Annotated in this window: 17 protein-coding genes; 12 read left to right on the forward strand and 5 right to left on the reverse strand. The window is 60.2% G+C overall.

The window, feature by feature from the left end:
* Positions 1-349: 349 nt before the first annotated feature.
* Positions 350-2452, reverse strand: coding sequence for a HelD family protein (locus GE107_RS21970; RefSeq protein WP_219643067.1), 2103 nt, complete (start codon positions 2450-2452; stop codon positions 350-352).
* Positions 2453-2712: 260 nt separating this feature from the next.
* Here GE107_RS21970 and GE107_RS21975 point away from each other — a divergent pair, with 260 nt between their 5' ends.
* Positions 2713-3219: a YwhD family protein gene (locus GE107_RS21975; protein WP_370636486.1), complete on the forward strand. Its 507-nt coding sequence runs from the start codon at positions 2713-2715 to the stop codon at positions 3217-3219.
* Positions 3220-3778: 559 nt separating this feature from the next.
* On the opposite strand, the gene GE107_RS21980 is transcribed toward GE107_RS21975, so the two are convergent.
* The gene (locus tag GE107_RS21980) at positions 3779-5830 is read right to left on the reverse strand and encodes a transglycosylase domain-containing protein (RefSeq protein WP_219643070.1); all 2052 of its coding nucleotides are present in this window, start codon (positions 5828-5830) and stop codon (positions 3779-3781) included.
* Positions 5831-6030: 200 nt separating this feature from the next.
* Between GE107_RS21980 and speE the strand changes: the two genes are divergently transcribed.
* The 3 genes from speE (at position 6031) to GE107_RS21990 (ending at position 7983) form a co-directional block, all read left to right on the forward strand.
* Positions 6031-6858, forward strand: coding sequence for a polyamine aminopropyltransferase (gene speE, locus GE107_RS21985; RefSeq protein WP_219643190.1), 828 nt, complete (start codon positions 6031-6033; stop codon positions 6856-6858).
* A 147-nt stretch (positions 6859-7005) separates the two neighbouring features.
* A complete protein-coding gene (locus GE107_RS26785; protein ID WP_255570745.1) occupies positions 7006-7146 on the forward strand; it encodes a hypothetical protein in 141 nt (46 codons plus the stop codon).
* A gap of 15 nt (positions 7147-7161) precedes the next feature.
* Positions 7162-7983 carry an alpha/beta fold hydrolase gene (locus tag GE107_RS21990; RefSeq protein WP_255570746.1) on the forward strand — a complete coding sequence of 274 codons (822 nt, stop codon included), beginning with the start codon at positions 7162-7164 and terminating at the stop codon, positions 7981-7983.
* Here the strand turns inward: GE107_RS21990 and argS (GE107_RS21995) are convergent.
* Positions 7980-9677 carry an arginine--tRNA ligase gene (gene argS, locus GE107_RS21995; protein WP_219643072.1) on the reverse strand — a complete coding sequence of 566 codons (1698 nt, stop codon included), beginning with the start codon at positions 9675-9677 and terminating at the stop codon, positions 7980-7982. The genes GE107_RS21990 and argS (GE107_RS21995) overlap by 4 nt on opposite strands.
* A gap of 480 nt (positions 9678-10157) precedes the next feature.
* Here argS (GE107_RS21995) and GE107_RS22000 point away from each other — a divergent pair, with 480 nt between their 5' ends.
* A complete protein-coding gene (locus GE107_RS22000; RefSeq protein ID WP_370636487.1) occupies positions 10158-10412 on the forward strand; it encodes a DUF7667 family protein in 255 nt (84 codons plus the stop codon).
* Here the strand turns inward: GE107_RS22000 and GE107_RS22005 are convergent.
* Positions 10402-10605: a hypothetical protein gene (locus tag GE107_RS22005; RefSeq protein ID WP_219643074.1), complete on the reverse strand. Its 204-nt coding sequence runs from the start codon at positions 10603-10605 to the stop codon at positions 10402-10404. The two genes, GE107_RS22000 and GE107_RS22005, sit on opposite strands and share 11 nt — an antisense overlap.
* Positions 10606-10749: 144 nt before the next feature.
* Between GE107_RS22005 and GE107_RS22010 the strand changes: the two genes are divergently transcribed.
* Together GE107_RS22010 and argS (GE107_RS22015) are read left to right on the forward strand one after the other, a co-directional pair.
* Positions 10750-11181: a YwiB family protein gene (locus GE107_RS22010; protein WP_219643077.1), complete on the forward strand. Its 432-nt coding sequence runs from the start codon at positions 10750-10752 to the stop codon at positions 11179-11181.
* On the forward strand, positions 11182-12858 hold the full coding sequence (argS, locus tag GE107_RS22015) for an arginine--tRNA ligase (protein ID WP_219643084.1): 1677 nt from the start codon (positions 11182-11184) through the stop codon (positions 12856-12858). It begins immediately after the preceding gene.
* Positions 12859-12929: 71 nt separating this feature from the next.
* Here the strand turns inward: argS (GE107_RS22015) and GE107_RS22020 are convergent, their stop codons facing one another.
* Positions 12930-14066 carry a S8 family peptidase gene (locus GE107_RS22020; RefSeq protein ID WP_219643088.1) on the reverse strand — a complete coding sequence of 379 codons (1137 nt, stop codon included), beginning with the start codon at positions 14064-14066 and terminating at the stop codon, positions 12930-12932.
* A gap of 363 nt (positions 14067-14429) precedes the next feature.
* On the opposite strand from GE107_RS22020, the gene rpoE reads away from it, so the two are divergent.
* From rpoE to GE107_RS22045, 5 genes are all read left to right on the forward strand, one after another.
* Positions 14430-15029 carry a DNA-directed RNA polymerase subunit delta gene (rpoE, locus tag GE107_RS22025; protein ID WP_370636488.1) on the forward strand — a complete coding sequence of 200 codons (600 nt, stop codon included), beginning with the start codon at positions 14430-14432 and terminating at the stop codon, positions 15027-15029.
* A gap of 1320 nt (positions 15030-16349) precedes the next feature.
* Entirely contained in the window at positions 16350-17954 is a 1605-nt protein-coding gene (locus GE107_RS22030; RefSeq protein ID WP_219643094.1) for a CTP synthase, read from the forward strand.
* 136 nt (positions 17955-18090) lie between these two features.
* Complete coding sequence (locus tag GE107_RS22035) at positions 18091-18486, forward strand: response regulator (RefSeq protein WP_219643097.1); 396 nt, start codon at positions 18091-18093, stop codon at positions 18484-18486.
* Between the two features lie 90 nt (positions 18487-18576).
* Complete coding sequence (gene fba / locus GE107_RS22040; protein ID WP_219643109.1) at positions 18577-19431, forward strand: class II fructose-1,6-bisphosphate aldolase; 855 nt, start codon at positions 18577-18579, stop codon at positions 19429-19431.
* Positions 19432-19598: 167 nt separating this feature from the next.
* The gene (locus GE107_RS22045; RefSeq protein ID WP_219643126.1) at positions 19599-20849 is read left to right on the forward strand and encodes a UDP-N-acetylglucosamine 1-carboxyvinyltransferase; all 1251 of its coding nucleotides are present in this window, start codon (positions 19599-19601) and stop codon (positions 20847-20849) included.
* Positions 20850-20879: the final 30 nt, after the last annotated feature.

The following is a 20879-nucleotide window of genomic DNA, read 5'->3' on the forward strand; positions in this document are numbered from 1 at the left end:
AAAGAGAGGAGAACGGGGACCCGGAACGGGCGAGGGCTGCCTGTTCGGGCGAGGGCTGAGGGTCGCGGTGATTGGACATGTTGACCGACTTTCATGGATAGCTTCGCGTTATTCGGGGTTTGTACCCTGGAAGCCGGGGCGACGGCGTGCAATGCGTTGCTTATCTCTGCTGCTCGCCGGTTTACCGGTTTACTCCTCCTCACCCGGTCCGGACGGATCTGTCGGCTCTGCAAGCCGAGCGTCGTGGTCGCCTATGTGCTCCTGCCGCTCCTCTCCGTTCAGTTGGCGCAAACGCCCGGCGCGCGATCGCCATGCCGGGCGTTTGCGGAAGCGCTGGAAGCGCCGGCCGCTAAGGTTGGGCGACGAGGGGCGACGGCATTCCCTCGTAGAGCAGCGCCAGCCGGTGGAGAGCCCTCGTGCAAGCGACGTACAGCAGCTTGGCGTCTTGCGGATCGTCCGCGTAGCTCGCGGCATCCGCGTCTGCGATGAGCACGGCGTCGAATTCAAGACCCTTGGCCAGATAGACGGGCACGATCGTCACGCCGCCGCCATACCGTGTCTGTCCTTCGGCGATCAGCCGGGCATCCGTTCCGGCGTTCGCAAGGATGGACGCAAGCTCCCGGCAGTTGTCGTCCGTCCTGGCGATGACGGCGATCGTCTGCATGCCGCGGGCCCGATTCTCATGGATGAAGGCAGAGATGCGCCGAATCCGGTCTTCCGCGCTTGCCGCCGCTGCAACTTCCACGGGATCGCCGCTCCGGAACACGGGCTGTGCAGGCGGCAGAGACGTGTCCGTGTGCGGAAGGATCCGGTTCGCGAACTCGATGATTTCGAGCGTGGAGCGATAGCTCATCCGCAGCTCGTGATAGGCGTTCCGGTCGGCCGGGAACACCGCGGACAGCTCTTCCCAGCGCTTGATGCCGCGGTAGGCGTGGATGCCCTGCGCCAAATCGCCGAGGATCGTGAAGGAAGGCTCGGCCATCATCGCATTCAGCAGGGCGATCTGGAACGGCGGCACGTCCTGCGCCTCGTCGAGCACGACGTGGTCGAACGTCTCTTCGGAACCGCGGAACCGAAGGTGAATCCAGACGAGCGCGGGGAGGTCCTCCGGCATCGCGGCGCCTTTCTTCAGGTACGCTTTGGTTCGGGTGGCGAGGTCTTCCGGCAGGAAATCGGCCTGCCTCTCGAACAAGGCCCGGTAGAAGGCCAAGGCGTCCGCCTGCGGCAGTTTCTTCTCGAAGGCTTTGAGCCGCTGTTTGCCGGTTTTGGCCCGTTCCTTGCGGACTTTGGGATCGCCGATCTCCTTCAGCTGCATCTCCAGCCACCGGTTCATCCGTCCGAGCAGCCGCTCCCGCCTCATCGCCAGCGGGTAATGCCGGTATTCGACGTCGAACCATTCCCGGATCGCGGCGGCGGGCAGCTTGCGGCTGTCCCACGCCTCGAAATCCTGGTCCGTGAGGAAGCCCGCCTCGAAACGGTCGAGCTCGGCGTCGATCCAGTCTTTATAGCGCAGCGACCCTTTGATCCGGCCCGGTGTCCGGTCGTCGATGGCGGGACGGTTACCGCGGGCTTGGAACCACAGCGCGCCTTCGCCGGCCGTTTCGGCCAGCCGGACGTTGCCCAGCTTGCCAAGCGCCCAATCCGCGAATGTAGTCTGGCGCACGCTGCCGACGCCGAGCTCGGGCAGCACCCCCGAGATGTAATCCAGGAACATGGCGTTCGGGGCGAAAATGATCATCCTCTCCGCCTTCACCTGGTCCTGGTACCGGTACAGCAGGAATGCCAAGCGGTGCAGGGCAACCGTCGTTTTGCCCGATCCGGCGGCTCCCTGGATGATCATCGCCAGCTTCCGGGGAGCGCGGATGATTCGGTCCTGCTCGGCCTGGATGGTGGAGACGATGTCCCGCAGCCGGTTGTCCTTCTTCTCGCCGAGGCGGTAGAGCAGGAATTCGTCGCTCAGCCCGAGGTTCTCTCCCCCGCGCACATAACTCTCGACCACCCGCTGCAAGCTCCGGTCCCGGACCTGCAGATTCCTTTTGCGGTAGACTTCTCCTTCCACCGTACCTTCCGGAGCATCGTACGCGACCGATTCGTCGCCGCCGGTGAACGAATAGAACAAGCTCGCGACCGGCGCCCGCCAGTCGATGATGAAGGGCTCGCCCGTATCGCGGCGGTCCATGCCGCGTTTGCCGATATAGAGCGGGACGGGCTCCGGATGCCCTTGCTCCCGGAAGTCCAGCCTGCCGAAATAGGGTTCCATCCCGAGCAGCTCCAGCCGCCGGCGGGTTTCCTCGCGTTTGCCCTCGAGCAGCTGCTCCACGAAATCCTGTCCCCGGTAGACGGGACCGATTTCGGAGCGCTGTCGTTCGACTTCCTCTAGCGTATCAATTAATCTGGTGCGTTCTTCCTCGTACATTCCGGCTGCGTCTTCGGCATTCTGCGTGCGGGTCATGCGTGTTTCACCCTCTCCCTTCCATGGTGATTCGGATAGCGACGAAACGGCGATACTTTTCGATGGATTGGCGCCAGTACCCATTTTGCACAAAAACCGCATAAAAGAATAGACTTATGTTATCCTTTTTGATATGATGTTGGTTATCGGATTACCTACAAACGGCAGAACGAATGTTCGCATTCAAAATAGGAAAAATGAACGGGTGGGGGACCTTCTTCGGAGGATTCTTGGCCCGTTTTTTAACGGAGGTAGGAAGCGTGGAAAACAACGAAAAGCCGACGGAGAAGAAGAAGCTCGCGCTGAACGTCGTCAGCAACAAGGAGCATAAGGGGTTCGGGGCGGGAACCATCGATTTGAGCCAAGTCGCCTGTGTCATAATCGACCGCGGGGAGGCTTACCTGGATATTGGAGCCATGCACGCCAAAAGCAAGGTGGAGCGGGGCATCAAGTTTTCGCCGAACAAGGAAGACGTGCCGAACGGGCGCCCTTGCTGGGTCGTATGGGTTGCGGTCGACCGGGGCGAAGAGGGCAGCTGCTATGCGGGCGTCACTTCCTGCGAGATGCTGGTGGACGAGGAGGCGCGGCGCGGGTGGAAGGTGCTGCCCGATCACGTGAACCGGCTGGACGCGGCGTTGAAGCGGAAGATCATGCTCGACAACATCGGGCCGGAAGAGAAAGCCGCCCTGAAGAAGCTGCTCATCGAGCACAACGCCGAGATGTGGGAGCGTTCGTCCGAACAGCTCAAGGAAGCGCTGAACGCGTGAAGATACGGGAACCCCGGCCAAGCGGCCGGGGTTTCTGCGTTTTGCGATGGTGGTGCGCGGAGGGCTGTTGCAGCACGGAAACCCGGTTAGAGCGCCGCAAACCGACCAAGTGCGTGCCGTAACCCGGAAAAACCCGGCTAGAACGCCGCAAACCGACCGTAACCCGGAAAAACCCGGCTAGAGCGCAGTAAACCGACCAAGTGCGTGCCGTAACCCGGAAAAACCCGGCTAGAGCGCAGTAAACCGACTCCTGGCTCGCCGTAACCCGGAAAAACCCGGTTAGAGCGTGCCAAACCGACCAAGTGCGTGCCGTAACCCGGAAAAACCCGGCTAGAGCGCCGCAAACCGACCAAGTGGGTGCCGTAACCCGGAAAAACCCGGCTAGAGCGCCGCAAACCGACCAAGTGGGTGCCGTAACCCGGAAAAACCCGGCTAGAGCGCAGTAAACCCTCCCAAGGTCCGCCGTAACCCGGAAAAACCCGGTTAGAGCGTGCAAATTGTACCTTATGCAAGACGCCTGAAGCGTCTTAGGGGGACCGCGAGCCGCCAGACCTCTGCCTCACCAGTGCCACCAACTCCGCACCTTCTTCCACCATCCGCCGCCGCGATGTCCGCTTTCCGTCTCTTCGACCGTCGCCGGGCCGTGGATCAGGCACTTTGCCGTCGGTTCGGTACCGGCCAAGAAAGTCTCGAGCACCGGCTTCGGGCACCCCGGCGAAGCGATCAGGCCGTTCGAAGGATCGACGTAGACGCTGACGACGCCTTCGGGCATCGGGAAATCCGAAGGCGGGCGGTCCTTCAGCGCGGTTTCCATGAAATCCGCGAAAATCGGCGCGGCGAGATGGGCTTCGCTGGAGGTGATCGCGCGGCCGCGGTCGTAGCCGACCCACACGGAGGCCGTCAGGTCCGGCGAATAGCCGACGAACCAGGCGTCGGAGTTCGTCGTGCCGGTTTTTCCGGCGACCGGACGTTTCAGCATCCCGGCAATCCGGTGGGCCGTGCCGCCGGTATCGAACACGCTCTCCAGCAGCCGGGTCGTCACGTACGCCACGGCCGGGGACATGACCTGCGTCGCCCGGGGGTGCGCCTCGTACAGGACGTGCCCGAAACGGTCTTCGACGCGCAGAATGGCGAGAGGACTCCCCCGGCTGCCGCCGCCGGCGAAAGCCGAATAGGCCGTCGCCATTTCGAACGGGCTGACGGGGAACGTGCCGAGCGCGAGGGAAGGGACGGCTTTCAGGCGCGAGGTGATGCCCAGCCTGCGCGCGGTGTCCATCACCGCTTCCGGGCCCACCTGCATGATCGTATTCACCGCGTAGATGTTGTCGGACGCCGCGATCGCCTGGCGGAGGCTGATGTCCGCGTGAAAGTAGCGGTCGTTGAAATTGCGGGGCCGGTAGATTTCCCGGTCGTTGTCGTAGTAGAAAATCGTCGGTTCGCTGCGGAAACGCGTCGAAGGCGTCACGACACGTTGCTCGAGCGCGGCAGCGTAGACGATCGGCTTGAAGGAGGAGCCTGGCTGCCGGGTGGTGGCGAATACGCGGTTGTACTGGTTGCGTTTGTAGCTCCGCCCGCCGACCATCGCCTTGATATACCCGTTGCGGGGATCGATCGCGATGAGCGCCGTCTGCAGCTTCGAATCGGCAGGCAGCCTTCGCTTGATCGTTTCCTCCGCGGCGCGCTGCATGCCGGAATCGAGGGTGGTCGTAATGACGAGCCCCCCTTCGTTCAGCAGCCGCTCGTCGATGCCGAGCCGTTCGACGGCGACCCGTTTCACGTAATCCGCGAAATAGGGCGCGATGCGGTCCGGTTCCTCCGGGAGCGGTTGGACGGCCGGCTTCGCGCGCCCGGCCGCGTCGGCTTGCTCCCGGGTGATCGCCTTCGTTTCCAGCATGGCCTGCAGCACGGTTTGCCTGCGGGCTTCCGCATCCGCCGGGTGGAGATGCGGAGAGTAATAGCGCGGACCTTTGGGGATTGCGGCGAGCAGGGCGCTCTCCGCCAGCGTCAACGACTTCGCCGGCTTGCCGAAGTACATCCGGGCGGCCGCTTCGGCGCCGTAGGCTCCGTGCCCGTAATAGATTTGATTCAAGTACATTTGCAAAATTTCTTCCTTAGAGTACGTCTGCTCCAGCCGCGCGGCGTACCAGGCTTCCTTCAGCTTGCGCGACCACGACCTATGGTGGTCCAAATACAAGTTCCGCGCCAGCTGCTGGGTCAAGGTGCTCGCGCCCTCCCGCTTGGACAGATGCCGGACGTCGACCCAGGCTGCCCGGACGAGCCCTCTCGCGTCGAAGCCGGAATGCTCGTAGAACCTTCGGTCTTCTACGGCGAGCGTGGCTTTGACGAGCCAAGGGGAAATTTCCGACAGCTTGACGGGCTGCCGATTGACGCCTCCCGCGAGCGTGGCCAGGACGTTGCCCTCGGCGTCCAGAATCTGCGTCGATTGCGGAACGGCCCCGGCGGGAAGCGATCCGAACCGGTGCAGCGCGTAGCTGCCGAAGGCCGCCGCCAGGAGGCAGAAGAGGGTGAACCACGCCAGCCGCCTGCGCAGCGGTTCCAGGCGGAGGAACGTCCTGATTTTCCGCGGCATATGATCTTGAGGGGTATCCATGAGGCCCACGTCTCCCTGCGCCAAGAAGGCATCATTTTCCTGTTAGTATGATGCGGGAGGACGAGGGCTATTCCCGTGCGGGGAGACTCCGAAGTTGCTTTTTGCGCGCGATGCCCTATAATACAACTTGTCCGAATCACGGAAAGAGAGGCGTTTGCCTCATGAGAATACATAAGGAAAGAAGGGATCCCATGTCCTCCATGGAACTGTGGTTTACCGAGAAGCAAACCGAAAATTACGGCATCACGATGAAAACCAAACGCACGATGGTGCATGAGCAAACCGAATTCCAAGAGCTGGCGATGATCGAAACCGAAGAATGGGGCAACATGCTCGTGTTGGACGGCATGGTCATGACGACGGACAAAGACGAATTCGTCTACCACGAAATGGTCGCGCACGTTCCGCTGTTCACCCACCCGAATCCGGAGCACGTCCTCGTCGTCGGCGGCGGCGACGGCGGCGTCATCCGCGAAGTGCTCAAGCACCCGAAGGTGAAGAAAGCCGTACTCGTCGACATCGACGGCAAAGTCATCGAATACTCCAAGAAGTATTTGCCGGCGATCGCGGGCAAGCTGGACGATCCGCGCGTCGAGGTGCTCGTGAACGACGGCTTCATGCACATCCACGACCACAAGAACACGTACGACGTGGTGCTCGCGGACACGACGGAGCCGATGGGACCGGCGGTGCAGCTGTTCACGCGGGGTTTCTACCAAGGCATCTACGAATCCCTCAAGGAAGACGGCTTGTTCGTCGCGCAAACCGACAATCCGTGGTTCAAGGCCGACCTCATCCAGAGCGTGAACCGCGACGTGAAGGAAGTGTTCCCGCTCGTTCGCGTCTACTGGGCGAACGTGCCGACTTATCCGAGCGGGCTGTGGACGTTCACGATGGGCAGCAAGAAACACGACCCGCTGGCCGTCGACGAGAGCGCGATACCGGAGCTCGATACGAAATACTACTCGCCGCGCCTTCACAAAGCCGCATTCGTGCTGCCGAAGTTCGTGGAAGAGCTGACGAAATAAGCGATTTACCGACGAAGACCCGCGTCCGGCAATCAGCCGGGTGCGGGTCTTTTTCGCTGCAATTTCCTCCGTTAACGTTGGCCAAATCATTCCATGAGACAATACCGGGGTGGGGTCCATCGGAGCCGGAAGAGGAGAAATGGGTGCATGCGAAAAAAGAAATGGCTGAAGGTCTTCACGTATCTGACTCTGACGGTTGCCGTGCTGCTGCTGGCGGGTTGGATTTATCAGCGGACGGCAAGCGAACGCGATTTACAAACGTACCGGCCGGTTGGCCAATTGTATTAAGTGAACGGAGGCCGTATGCATCTGTACGCGGGCGGAGAAGGTCCTGTGACCGTCGTATTCTCCGCGGGGTGGGGGACGGCCAATCCGTACGCGGATTTCTATCCGTTGAACGAGAAGCTGGAATCCAAGGTTAGAATCGCCGTGTACGACCGGTTCGGTTACGGCTTCAGCGACATGACCGAAAGAAAGCGGGACATCGACGGGATCGCGGAGGAAATCCACCAGCTTCTCGAACGTTCGGGACAGCGCCCGCCTTACGTTTTCGCCGCCCATTCCCTGGGTTCGCTCGAAGCGATCCGGTATGCGCAGAAATATCCGGACGAAGTGAAAGGGATCGTATTCATCGAGGGCGGAAGTCCGGAATATTACGCGGCCAGCCAGCCGCTAACCGCCGTTCCGCTAGCCTACCGTTTCGCAGTGAAAAGCGGAATCGCGCGCTTGTTGTATTCGGTAGGCGGTTTTGCGGATTGGATGGCCGACGACCGGAACGGACTCCGGCTGCTGCCGCCGGAGTTGAAGGAGATGGACCGGGTATCGACGCTCCTGCTGGCCGGCAACCGGAACATGACCGATGAAATCCGGCTCAGCCGGGAGAACGCCGAAACCGTTTTGCGAGGAAAGAAACTCCTTGGAGTCCCGATAACCGTGCTGACGGCCGACGCCTTCGGCAAGCTGAGCGAGGACCGGGCCTGGCAGAGCTCCCAAGCCGCTTTTCCGTCATGGTCGGCGGAAGGCCGGCAAATCGTCGTGCCGAACGCCGCCCACTATTTGCACCATTACGCCCCCGATCTTGTCGCCGCGGAAATCCTGAAGCTGGCGGGTAAATCCTCCGGCTAAATCCGCTCCGGCGTTCGAATGCCCAGGAGCTGCAAGCCCTGCTTCAGCACCTTGGCGCATGCCGCGGCCACGGAGAGCTTGCCGAACGTTTCCTCCCCGTCCTCCGTGAGCATCTTGCCCTCATTGTAGTAACGGTTGAAATCCTTGGCGAGCTCCAGTAAATAACGGCCGATGACGGAGGGCTCGTTCTCCCGGACCGCCTGCAGGATCGATTCCTCGAAGCGGGAGGCGGTTTTCAGGCACGCCCATGCCGCCGGCGACGACATGTGCCGGCCTTCAGCCGCCTTGCCGCGCGCCGCGAATTCCTCGTATTTCCCTTTTCGGAGAAGACTGAGAATCCTCGCGTACGTGTACTGCAGGTAAGGGCCGGTCTCCCCCTCGAAGCCGATCGCTTCCTCCAATTGAAAGTCGACGGACAGCTGCCTGCGGTTCCTGAGATCGGCGAACACGATGGCCCCGACTCCGATCGCTTCCGCGGTTTCGCGTTTGTTTTCGAGCTCCGGGTTTTTCGCTTCAATGACCTGGAGGGCTTTGGCTGCGGCTTCGTCCAGCACCTCGTCCAGGAATACGACTTTCCCTCTGCGGGTCGACATCTTCTTGCCCTCGAACTTCATCAGCCCGAACGGGACGTGGCGGCAATCGGCGTGCCAGGCTTCTCCCATTTTGCCCAGAACGGCGAACACCTGCTGAAAATGCAGCGTCTGCTCGGCTCCGACCACGTAGAGGAGAAGGTCCGCGCCCAGCTGTTTTTTGCGGTAGACGGCCGTGGCCAGATCGCGGATCGGATAGATCGTCGTGCCGTCCGATTTAAGGATGAGGCAGGGCGGCATGCCGAGCTCCTCCAGCCGGACCACCTGCGCCCCGTCGCTTTCCTCGAGCAGCGACAGCTCGGTTAAGCGGTCTACGACCGCTTCCATTTTGTCGTTATAGAAGCTTTCTCCGAGCACGAGATCGAACCGGACGCCCAAACGCGCGTAAACGCGGTCGAATTCCTTCAGGCTTTCGTCCACGAAAAAACGCCACAGCCCGCGCGTTTCCCCGTCGCCCGTCTCCAGTTTACGGAACCATTCCCGCGCTTCGTCTTCAAGCTCGGGGTTCGATTCGGCCTCCTCGTGAAACTTCACGTACAGGCGCAAGCTCTCCCGGATCGGCTCGGCTTCCAGGAGAGCGCGGTCTCCCCAGCGGCGGTAGGCGGCGATCAGCTTGCCGAACTGCGTGCCCCAGTCGCCCAGGTGGTTGACGCGGGTGACCCGGTATCCGGCTGCTTGGTAGACGTTCGCCAGCGCGTTGCCGATCATCGTCGAACGAAGGTGGCCGATGCCGAACGGCTTGGCGATATTGGGAGAGGACATGTCGATGACGACGCGGCGGCCTTGCCCGTCTTGCAGGCGGCCGTAATCGCCCGCCATGACGCGGGTCAGGATGCGGTTGCCCCAGACGGCGGGATCGAAGAAGAGGTTCAAGTAGCCGCCGGCGGTTTCGGCGCGCACTCCTTCGTCTGTTCCGTTGACCGCGTCGGCCGTACGCTCCGCGATCGACTGAGGCGATTGCCGCATCGTTTTGGCGAGGGTGAAGCAGGGGAAGGCGGCGTCCCCCAGCTCCGGACGGGGCGGGATTTCGATTGCGGACGCCAGCTCCTTCTCGGAAATCGGAAGATGCGGAGCCAGCAGGCAAGCGGTTAGTTGGGCGAGCATGCGGAAAACCTCCTTGTGGAAAATAAAAAAATCCCCCGTCTCGGCTAAGAGACGGAGGATCAGTCCGCGGTACCACTCTTCTGGCATTCCCGTGCCCGGGAATCCTCTTCACGGGATAACGGCCGGCGCTCGCCGACCGGATTTCCCTACGCGGCGCTCGCGGAAGTCCGGCAGCGTGCCGACCGGATCTCCCGCGAGTACTCGGGACCTCCGGCAGCGTGCTGCCGGGTCACCTTGCGCCATGCTTCGGGAAACCGACTCCCGGGCCCGCTTCCCCGAACGGCCGTGCCGGCTTCCACCCTCCCGGCTCTCTGCTAAACGGCGTAGATCGGGTACTCTCCCGTTCATCGTCTTTTCGAATAATTTTGACTATTATACCCGACTTCCGCGTGCAGCTCAAGATGCTCTTGTCATCAGCTCCCCGGCTATACCTCCCTTCTCCTTTGGTCATAATGGCTAATGGAAGGAGATGATAGATGGATGCCCATGCGTCCTATTTACGAGAGATTGGCCGAGTTGTGGTACATCAAGAGAAGGCGCGCGCTGACCGCGCAAGAGCGGTCCGATTTCGATCACTGCCTCTCCGTCAACGCCGCGCATATGTCCAAACTCGCGGGATTGTACAACCTGTCCCTGCTCGCTTCCATGACCGGAGACACCGAATGGCAGCATGAAATATGCCGCGAACTGGAGAAAACAGAGGGCGATAAGCCTCCATTCGAACTTAGCCCGTAACCGTAACGCCCACCTTCGTTTTCTTGCTCCCGAAAGTTGAAGAGGTCCAGACGGCCGCCTTCGATACATCCCTCTCGGTATCGTCCGCATAGGTCGCGGTGGCGGTCAACTTGGCCTGTTCGCCGGTTCTCAGCTTCAGCGCCGCCTCGCTCGTTCCAAATATTTCAGAATGCCGACCTCCCTGAATTTTCACCGATTTGCCCGCGTAAGCAGCGGTTACGGCGTCTATCGGCTAAGCCGGGACATGCCGAGCCCGCCGCGAACCTCCATTTGAATTGCCTGGACGTTCTGTTTATAGTAGTAATTATGTAATGGAAGAACGACGGGAGAGGGCGGCATGCCGGACAAAGTGAACGTGCGGGTTGCTTTCCGGATCGTCCGGGACGGGGAAACGCAGGAGATCGACGCGCCGGGGCGGCTTCACCGGCTGGTGGACGGCTGGGCCGTCACCTGCCGGATGGCCGGAACGTCCGAAGGAACGGAACCGACCGGCGAATCCGACATGACCCTGCTCGTCCGGGATGGCGAAATCCGGATGAGCCGCAGGGGAACGGTATCGCAGGACCAGGCGTTCCGCGTCGGAGAATGGCGGTCGGGCACGGTCGGCACCGCATATGGCTCCATGGCCGCGGAGGCTTGGACTCACCGCATGGAGACCGGTCTGTCGAAAACGGGCGGAACCGTCGAATGGGAATACGACATGCGGATGGCGGGCCAGGAACTCGGACGCTGTTCGATCAGGCTGGATATTCGGGAGGAACAGATTTAAATGAACGTACTGGAGAAGCTTCACACCGTCATGAGCAACGCGCTGTCCAATGCTGCGCTGGGAGCGGGCCTCGTGGATAGCTTGGACGAGCTGCCGAACATCGTGCTCGAAGTGCCCAAGGACAAGTCGCACGGCGACCTGGCGACCAATCTGGCGATGCAGTTGACGAAGATCGCGAAGCGCAACCCGCGCCAGATCGCGGAATCGATTCTGGAGCACCTCGACAAGAGCCGCGCCTGGATCGAATCCGCCGAAATCGCGGGACCCGGATTCATCAATTTCCGGCTGGACAAAAGCTTCCTGCACGGGGTGATCGGCGACGTCCGCGCCCAAGGGGAACGGTACGGCTCGGTGGAAGCGGGCAGCGGGAAGAAGGTGCAGGTCGAGTTCGTCAGCGCCAACCCGACGGGCAGCCTGCATCTGGGCCACGCCCGCGGCGCCGCGGTCGGCGACGCGCTGTGCAATCTTCTCGCCTATGCCGGCTATGAAGTGACCCGCGAATACTACATCAACGATGCCGGGAACCAGGTGGCCAACCTCGCGAAGTCGATCGAAGCCCGCTATCGCCAAGCTTTGGGCCAGGATGCGGAGATGCCCGAGGATGGCTACCACGGCGAAGATATCATCGGATTCGCCCGGGAATTGGCGGAACGCGAAGGCGACAAGCTGCTCGCGCTGCCGGACGAGGAGCGGTTCGCCTTTTTCCGGAGCTACGGGCTGGAGCGGGAGATGGATAAGCTCAAGCGGGACCTGGAACGCTTCGGCGTCCGGTTCGACATCTGGTACAGCGAAACCTCGCTCTATGAAACGGGCAAAGTGACCGCCGCTCTGGACGCCCTCCGGGCCAAAGGCCAGGTGTACGAGAACGACGGCGCCGTCTGGTTGTCCACTACGCCGTTCGGAGACGACAAAGACCGCGTTCTCGTCAAGAACGACGGCAGCTATACGTATCTGACGCCGGATATCGCCTATCACATGGACAAGTACGGCCGGGGCTACGACCGGATGATCAACATTTGGGGCGCTGACCATCACGGATACATTCCCCGGATGAAGGCGGCGATGGCGGCGCTCGGCAATGACCCCGACAAGCTCACCGTCCTGATCGCCCAAATGGTCAGCCTGTTCCAGAACGGCGAGAAGGTGAAAATGTCCAAGCGTACGGGCAAGGCGGTGACGATGGAAGATTTGATGGATGAGGTCGGCGTCGACGCGATCCGCTATTTCTTCACCATGCGGAGCATGGACTCGCACCTGGACTTCGACATGGATCTTGCCGTCTCGACGTCCAACGAGAACCCGGTGTATTACGTCCAGTACGCTCACGCGCGGATTTGCAGCATCTTCCGCCAGGCGGAAGAGCAAGGCATCGCTCTGCTTCCTTGGGAGGAAGCGCCGCTGCACCGCCTGGACGCCGAGCAGGAATTCGATCTGCTCCGCAAAATGGGAGAGCTTCCCGAGGTCGTCGCGGACGCGGCCCGCATCTATGCCCCGCACGCGATGATACGTTACCTTTACGAGTTGGCGTCGATGTTCCATAGCTACTACCGGGCCGAACGCGTCATCACCGAAGACGCGGAACAGAGCCAGGCGAGATTGCAGTTGCTCGCGGCACTTCGGATCGTGTTCGCGAACTGCCTGTCGATCGTCGGCGTCTCCGCCCCGGATCGAATGTAAAAAGAAGCCCACAAAAGTGAGGTAAGCCCCGAGGCTGATTCCGATTCCTTTTGCGGGGCCCGAAACATTCGCTAAAAAATCCGATCGACCGCCTTCAGCATCCGCATGACGTTCAGTTCCCCGGCTGCCCGGGGCGCATTCGAGCCTCTCAACGTTTTGGCCGACTGCTTGACGATCTCCTTGATCTGGGCCGGCGACAAGCCGGGACGATAGGCGATCAGAAGGGCGATAGCCCCGCTGACGTGGGAGGTCGCCATGGAGGTCCCGCTCATCTCGCGGTATTTGCCGTCGAGCCAGGCCGACACGATTTTATCGCCGGGCGCGTAGATGTCGATCGGTCCGCGGTTCGTGAACGGCGCGACGCGTCCCTGCTCGGTGGTGGCGCCAACTGCGATCGTATGGCCGTAGCGGGCGGGATAGTCGATCTCGCTGCTGCGACCGTCGTTGCCGGAAGAGGCGACGACGATGACGCCGGCCTGGTTGGCGTTCATCACGGCTTGGAGCAGCGAGTTGCTGCGGGTCTGCATTCCGAAGCTCATGTTGACGATGTGCATCCGGTTGCGGACGCACCAATCAAGACCGAGAATAATGTCGGAAACGTACGCGGTGCCGTTCTGGTCGAAGGCTTTGACGGGATGGATCGTCGCCCGCGGCGCGACGCCGATCATGCCCTCGAGACGGTTGGCGGCCGCGATCGTTCCGGCGATATGCGTGCCGTGGCCGTTGTCGTCGTAAGGCGGTTCGGTGCGGTAGATCAGGTTGATCCCGCGGTCGATCGAATGCTGCAGGTCGGGGTGCATGAAATCGATCCCCGTGTCGATGACCCCTACGTGTACGTTATGGCCTGTCGTTTTGCTCCAGGCATCCGGCGCCTGAATGTGCCGCACGCCCCAGGGAATGCCTTTGTCCAATGCGACGGAGCCCCGCGACAAAGCGTGTACGCGGACCGCCCCGTCCTCTTCGCAGCGAATCCGGTTTCCCCAATGCCGCGGGACCGCTTCCGGAGGCGAGGGGCAGGAGATTCCGCGGATCAGGCCGAGCTGGCGGACGCCGCGCAGCTTGTCGCCGCGGCGCTTTCTCGTTTGGAGCTCGTGAAGGAGCTGCCGGTAATCGCGGTGACTCGCGAACCGGAGGATCGACCGTCGTTTGCTGTGCTTGCCCGCATTCAGGGAGTCGTGCAGCCAATCCAGAAATCCGCATGCGTTCAATACGGTTTCCCTCCCGCCGAAAGTGCTTCCCTATTGTATGTGGACACCTCTCCAAAGGCTTGGGAAGCGGCCTTTTTTGGGTGGAAATGGGCGGCATTCCGTGTCATTTCCCTCGCCGGGGCATAGGATGAATGGAGAGTTTCAGGGTGAGACTCTTGGCCATGCCGGTTCCTCCGCCCGCGGAGCGGCCGGGGGGATACAGTCGAAAAGCGAAGGCGCCGTCAGTCGGACGCGTCTTCGCTTTTTCGATTTATTTTAGCTGCGGGAATTTGCAATTTTGCGGAAAATGAGGTTTACTATAGGTTGACGCCTAAAACGAGACGCACTTTAACGGTTTTACATACAGAGAGGATGGGAAATCACTTGAGTGCCGAGTACGTGTTGAAACTCGACTCCGAGAAGATTCGGGAGATGCCGATGGTCGACCTCGCCTTCGAGGTGCTGAAGGCCGCCAACACCCCGTTTTACTACCGCGACCTCATGAACGAAATCGCGAAGCTTCGGGGCTTCTCCGAAGAGCAGATCAACGAAGTGATCGCCCAGCTGTATACCGAGATCAACATCGACGGGCGTTTCGCCTGCGTAGGCAGCAATGTTTGGGGCCTTAAGCGCTGGTACCCGGTAGAGCGCGACACCGACGGGGTGACCGGAGGAGGCAAGCGGCCGCGCATCATCAACGACGATGACGATGACGACGAGGATCTGTACGGAGAGGAAGACGAGGAAACCTTCGCCACGGACGAAGAGAACTTCGATCTGTTCGACGAGGACCGCGAAGAGATCTTCGACGAAGGGGAAGAGAGCGCCGAAGTGGACGAGGAAGTCGTGCTGGACGACGAGGACGCGGGTCTGGACGACGAAGACCTCGCGGGCGAGAAGGACGAGGACGACGACGCGGACGAAGAATTGGACGAAATCGACGAGGACGACGAACTGGGCGACGACGAGGATGAAGGTCGCTGACGTTCTCGCGTCGTGATGATTGAATGATTTCCGTTTCAAACGACTTCCCTGTTCCTGTAGGACGGCGAAGTCGTTTTTTACTTGTCTTGATAGTGTTTATAAGTTTTCAAGGTGAGGGTAATGGCCGTGATTGCGTCATGGTTCCAATCCGCGGGCGTTCGGGTTAAGTCTTATTTCGCATTCAAGTCCGCGATTCGTTAGAAGCGCATAACGTTGTTGCGCAGCGTTATTGCCTTTGCAGATGGGGACCGTCAAGAAGCCTGTGTAGCAGGATTATCCATCGGGACGATGGATAAATATGCTTCGACTTCGTTCTGCTTGAGGGCGCAGCCCAAGCGAAGGCGCGGGAGCGGTGCTTGTCCTTTACCCTGGATAGTACCCGTACGATAAGCTCCTTCCGCGAGCTTATCGCATCCTCGTCACTCCCGTTTCCGTACGATAAGCTCCTCCCGCGAGCTTATCTCATCCCAGGCACTCCCACGACCCTCGTTAAGCTCCTTCCGCGAGCTTATCGCATCCTCGGTACCCCGTTTCCCCTCGTTAAGCTCCTCCCGCGAGCTTATTGAATCATCCGCAGGTGCGTTAACGGAGAAGAATAGCTTTGGTGGACCGGCGTGCTGTTATTTATCGGTGCACCGTTCAAAAGTCGGCGCTTGAAGAGGCATAATGCTGGTTATTGCATCGCAACTGCGTTAACTCAGGTGGAATAACAGGTTGCCTGCGCGTTATGGGCGCCCCAAGCCGGGAATTCGGTTCGTATTCGACATATAGAGTTGCCGTATCGCCTAATTTCATTCGATGACCCCAACAAGAGACGGTTGTTTAAACTTTCATAGGTACATTGCAGTACATTGCTACAAGGTCCGCTAAATGCGGTTTTACTTGCTCGAACTCACCCGTTTTCGGCGCTCCCGTTTTCGGCTTGACACCGCCCGGGCGAGACGGTAAACTTATGCTTGGGCTTTAGAACAGTGCTTGTCCATATAAGGTTTGAATGAAAAGTGCCCCCATTTAATTGGGTGTCACTTTTTTGTTTTTTCCCGGACTCCGGTGATTCTTGAAAGTATACGATCTGCGCTGCTTTTCCGAATCACCTAGGGTAGAACGTCTATCCGTCCCACATGGACGGGGCAGCCGTTTTACTTGATCATTCAGAATGATAAGTTGCATGCCGATTCATTTCTGAGTGATCTTCGATAAAAACGGCATTCTCCGTACCCTGAGGGCGTCGAAGTCGTTTTTACTTGGGATAAAAGGAACTGTCAACTGGGCAACGATAAGAAGATGCCAAAGCGGCACGTGGTGGGGGGTTGAAGCAGAGTGACCAAATACATTTTCGTAACGGGCGGCGTCGTCTCGTCGCTCGGTAAAGGCATTACCGCAGCGTCGCTGGGCCGGCTTCTGAAGAACCGGGGACTCAAAGTGACCATCCAGAAATTCGATCCTTACATTAACGTCGATCCGGGCACGATGAGCCCGTATCAGCACGGGGAAGTGTTCGTCACCGACGACGGCGCCGAAACCGACTTGGACCTGGGGCATTACGAGCGCTTCATCGACATCAACCTGACGAAGAACAGCAGCGTGACGACCGGCAAAATCTATTCGACGGTCATCAGCAAGGAACGCCGCGGGGAATACCTGGGCGGGACGGTGCAGGTCATTCCGCACATCACGAACGAGATTAAGGAACGCGTCTTCCGCGCGGGGCGCGAAGCCGGTTCCGACGTCGTCATCACGGAGATCGGCGGCACGGTCGGCGACATCGAGAGCCTTCCGTTCCTCGAGGCGATCCGCCAGATCAAGAGCGACATCGGCCGAGAGAACGTCATGTACATCCACGTGACGCTCATTCCGTATATCAAAGCCGCCGGCGAAGTGAAGACGAAACCGACGCAGCACAGCGTCAAGGAGCTGCGCAGCATCGGGATCCAGCCGAACGTCATCGTCTGCCGCACCGAATATCCGCTGTCGGAGGACATGAAGAAGAAGCTTGCCCTTTTCTGCGACATCGACGTGAACGGGGTCATCGAATGCCTGGACGCGGAGACGCTGTACGATGTGCCGCTGATGCTGCGTGAACAAGGCTTGGACGATTATGTCGTCCAGCACCTGCGACTGAATGCCGGCGCGCCCGACATGACCGAGTGGGAATCGCTCGTGAAGCGCGTCAAGTCGCTGGAGAAATCGACGGAGATCGCCATCGTCGGCAAATACGTCGCCCTCCACGACGCGTATCTCTCGATCGCGGAATCGCTCGGCCATGCCGGCATCCACGCCGGCTCCAAAGTCAAGATCCGTTGGGTGAACGCGGAGGAAGTGACCCCGCACAACGTGGACGAGAAGCTGCAAGGCGTCGGCGGCATCCTCGTGCCCGGCGGCTTCGGAGACCGGGGCATTGAAGGCAAAGTCACCGCGATCCGGTATGCCCGGGAGCGGAAAATCCCGTTCTTCGGCATCTGTCTCGGCATGCAGGTGGCCGTCGTGGAATTCGCCCGCAGCATGTGCGGCTTGGACGGGGCCAACAGCTCCGAGATCAATCCCGCGACTCCGTACCCGGTCATCGACCTGCTGCCCGAGCAGAAGGACGTGGAGGACTTGGGCGGCACGATGCGCCTCGGCTTGTATCCTTGCAAGCTGGCCCCGGGAAGCCTGGCCGCGGAATGCTACGGCGACGAACTGGTGTACGAACGCCACCGCCACCGCTACGAGTTCAACAACGAATACCGTGAACGGATCGAGTCTGCCGGGCTCCGCATTTCCGGCACCTCTCCGGACGGCCGTCTCGTCGAGATGGTCGAGATGCCGGACCATCCGTGGTTTCTGGCGGTCCAATTCCATCCGGAGTTCACCTCGAGGCCCAACCGCCCGCAGCCGCTGTTCCGGGAGTTCGTCAAGGCCGCTTTGGCCCATACCGAAGGGTAACGCCGTCCGCCCGCGCTCCGGCTCATGCCGGAGCGTTAATTTTTTTAGCTGGAAAAGGAAGGAATTCTCGCCTGGGAACGCGAATATAGCAAGGATGCGGTAGTTCAGAGCAGTTCACGGCCACGGAGGGAAGATTATGGACAAGAAGAAGCTGTTAATCGTCGACGACCAGGTAGGCATCCGAATTCTGCTGCTCGAAGTGTTCTCCACGGAAGGTTATGAAACCTTCCAGGCGGCCAACGGCCGGACGGCGCTGGAGATCGTCAAAGCCCATACCCCCGATTTGGTGCTGCTGGACATGAAGATCCCCGGCATGGACGGACTCGAGATTTTGAAGAAGATCAAGGAGATCAACCGGGACATCAAGGTCATCATGATGACCGCCTATGGCGAACTGGACATGATCAAGGAAGCGACGGATTTGGGGGCATTGATGCATTTCACCAAACCTTTCGATATCGACGAAATGCGGATGGCCGTCAACATGCAGATGGGAGAAGGTCCTGCGTCCCGAATCGCCACGGGGTCGTAAGACCTTCTTTCTTGTCCGGGTTTTGTGTTATAATGACGCAGTATGCAATTCGGATAGGATCCCAAACAGAAAAGCAGGAGGAATTCCATTATGCCACTCGTATCGATGAATGAGTTTTTGCCGAAAGCCAAAGCGGGTAAATTCGCCGTAGGCCAATTCAACATGAACAACCTGGAGTTCGCGCAAGCGATCACCGACGCGGCCATCGAAGAGAAATCCCCGTTTATTTTCGGCGTCAGCGAAGGCGCCTTGAAATACATGGGCATGGAGTATACGGTAGCGATCGCGAGGGCGGCCGCGGAGAAATCGGGCCTGCCGATCGCCCTGCACTTGGACCACGGCAGCTCGTTCGAAGTGGCGATGGCGTGTATTCGGGCCGGATTCTCCTCCGTTATGTTCGACGGCTCGCATCATTCCTTCGAAGACAACATCCGCTTGACGAAAGAAGTCGTGAAAGCCGCTCATGCGATGGGCGTTTCCGTCGAAGGCGAGCTTGGCACGATCGGCGGCGTGGAAGACGACATCAGCGTAGATGAAGCGAATGCGGCGTTGGCCAAACCGGAAGAAGCGATCCGCTTCTACGAGGAAACCGGCGTCGACTGCCTGGCGATTGCCGTCGGCACCGCGCATGGCATGTACAAGGGCGAAGTGAAGATTCACTACGACATCATCAAGGAAGTCGTGGCCAAGATTCCGGTACCGGTCGTGCTGCACGGCGGCTCCGGCGTACCGGACGACATGATCCGCGAAGCGATTCAAGCCGGCGTCGGCAAAATCAACGTGAACACGGAGAACCAAGTCGCTTGCACGGCCGCCATCCGCGAAGTGCTCGCCAAGGACGCGAAGGTTTACGATCCGCGCAAGTACCTGACGCCTGCCCGCAACGCGATGAAGGAAGTCGTGAAAGAGAAGATCCGCCTGTTCGGCAGCAGCAACCAAGCGTAAGACGCGGTTCCTTCTTTGCCCATTCAAGGGGCGGGTAAGGTATTGATAGCGAATGCACAAGTGCGGGAAAACGCCGATCGGCGTTTTCCCTTTCCTTCATGGTGAAGGCCCCGTTTCGCCGGGGTCGAGGTACCCGCTCTGAAAGACACGAGGAGGACCCTGCTTTCATGGAGAAATTAATGGTACGGGGCGGCCGTCCGCTTCGCGGCACGGTCGGCATCAGCGGCGCGAAGAACAGCGCGATCGCGCTGATTCCCGCCGCCATTCTGGCGGAATCCGAAGTTCGCCTGGACAACCTGCCTCAACTCACCGACGTCGCCGTCTACGCGGAGCTGCTGGAAGAGCTCGGCTGCAAAGTGACCTGGAACGAGGACATGATGACGATCGATCCGTCGGCAATCAAGTCCGTCCCGATGCCCAACGGCCGGGTCAAGCTTCTTCGTGCTTCCTATTATTTGATGGGGGCGCTGCTAGGACGGTTCGGAGAAGCGGTCATCGGACTTCCGGGAGGGTGCAATTTCGAGCCGCGTCCGATCGACCAGCATATCAAGGGGTTCGAAGCGCTGGGAGCCGAGGTGACCAACGAGTTCGGCGCGATCCGCATCCGGGCCAAGGAACTGCGGGGCGCCAAAATCTATCTCGACGTGGTCAGCGTCGGGGCGACGATCAATATCATGCTGGCCGCCTCGAGGGCCAAAGGCGCGACTGTGATCGAGAACGCCGCGAAGGAGCCTGAGATCATCGACGTGGCCACGCTCCTGAACTCGATGGGAGCCCGGATCAAGGGCGCCGGAACGGAAACGATCCGAATCGAAGGCGTGACCGAAATGCACGGGTGCAGGCACTCGATCATCCCGGACCGGATCCAGGCAGGTACGTATATGGTAGCCGCCGCGGCGACCCGCGGAGACGTTCTCATCGATAATATCATACCGAAACACCTGGAAGCGTTGACGGCGAAGCTGCAGGAAATGGGCGTGCACGTGTACGAGATGGACGAATCGATCCGCGTCGTCGGGCAGCCAAGCTACGAGTCCGTGGACGTGAAGGCGCTCGTCTATCCCGGCTTTGCCACGGATTTGCAGTCTCCGATGACCAGCCTGCTGACCCAGGCGACCGGCGTCAGCATCTTGTCCGACTACGTGTACAGCAATCGTTTCAAGCACGTGCCGGAATTGGCCCGCATGGGCGCCCAGATCCGGGTGGAAGGCCGGTCGGCGATCATCGAGGGCGGTCGCTTGAACGCGGCCAAAGTCCGAGCGGCCGATCTTCGGGCAGGAGCAGCCCTGGTCGTGGCGGGGCTCACCGTGGAGGAAGGCACGACGGAAATCACGGGCGTCGAGTATATCGACCGCGGATACGAGAAGCTCGTGACGCAGCTCAGCAATTTAGGCGCGGAAGTCTGGCGCCAGGGGTGAGGCCTTCGGGCCTTGCTCGATCATAAGGAG

Origin of the sequence: Cohnella sp. CFH 77786, from assembly GCF_019400745.1 — a bacterium.
Taxonomy (GTDB): Bacteria; Bacillota; Bacilli; order Paenibacillales; family Paenibacillaceae; genus Cohnella.

What these genes read in the sequence shown, in the direction of transcription:
- GE107_RS21970 (WP_219643067.1), bottom strand. Translation starts at nt 2,452, where the DNA reads ATGACCCGCACGCAGAATGCCGAAGACGCAGCCGGAATGTACGAGGAA.
- GE107_RS21980 (WP_219643070.1), bottom strand. Translation starts at nt 5,830, where the DNA reads ATGGATACCCCTCAAGATCATATGCCGCGGAAAATCAGGACGTTCCTC.
- speE (WP_219643190.1), top strand. Translation starts at nt 6,031, where the DNA reads ATGGAACTGTGGTTTACCGAGAAGCAAACCGAAAATTACGGCATCACG.
- GE107_RS26785 (WP_255570745.1), top strand. Translation starts at nt 7,006, where the DNA reads ATGCGAAAAAAGAAATGGCTGAAGGTCTTCACGTATCTGACTCTGACG.
- GE107_RS21990 (WP_255570746.1), top strand. Translation starts at nt 7,162, where the DNA reads ATGCATCTGTACGCGGGCGGAGAAGGTCCTGTGACCGTCGTATTCTCC.
- argS (WP_219643072.1), bottom strand. Translation starts at nt 9,677, where the DNA reads ATGCTCGCCCAACTAACCGCTTGCCTGCTGGCTCCGCATCTTCCGATT.
- GE107_RS22000 (WP_370636487.1), top strand. Translation starts at nt 10,158, where the DNA reads ATGCCCATGCGTCCTATTTACGAGAGATTGGCCGAGTTGTGGTACATC.
- GE107_RS22010 (WP_219643077.1), top strand. Translation starts at nt 10,750, where the DNA reads ATGCCGGACAAAGTGAACGTGCGGGTTGCTTTCCGGATCGTCCGGGAC.
- argS (WP_219643084.1), top strand. Translation starts at nt 11,182, where the DNA reads ATGAACGTACTGGAGAAGCTTCACACCGTCATGAGCAACGCGCTGTCC.
- GE107_RS22035 (WP_219643097.1), top strand. Translation starts at nt 18,091, where the DNA reads ATGGACAAGAAGAAGCTGTTAATCGTCGACGACCAGGTAGGCATCCGA.
- fba (WP_219643109.1), top strand. Translation starts at nt 18,577, where the DNA reads ATGCCACTCGTATCGATGAATGAGTTTTTGCCGAAAGCCAAAGCGGGT.
- GE107_RS22045 (WP_219643126.1), top strand. Translation starts at nt 19,599, where the DNA reads ATGGAGAAATTAATGGTACGGGGCGGCCGTCCGCTTCGCGGCACGGTC.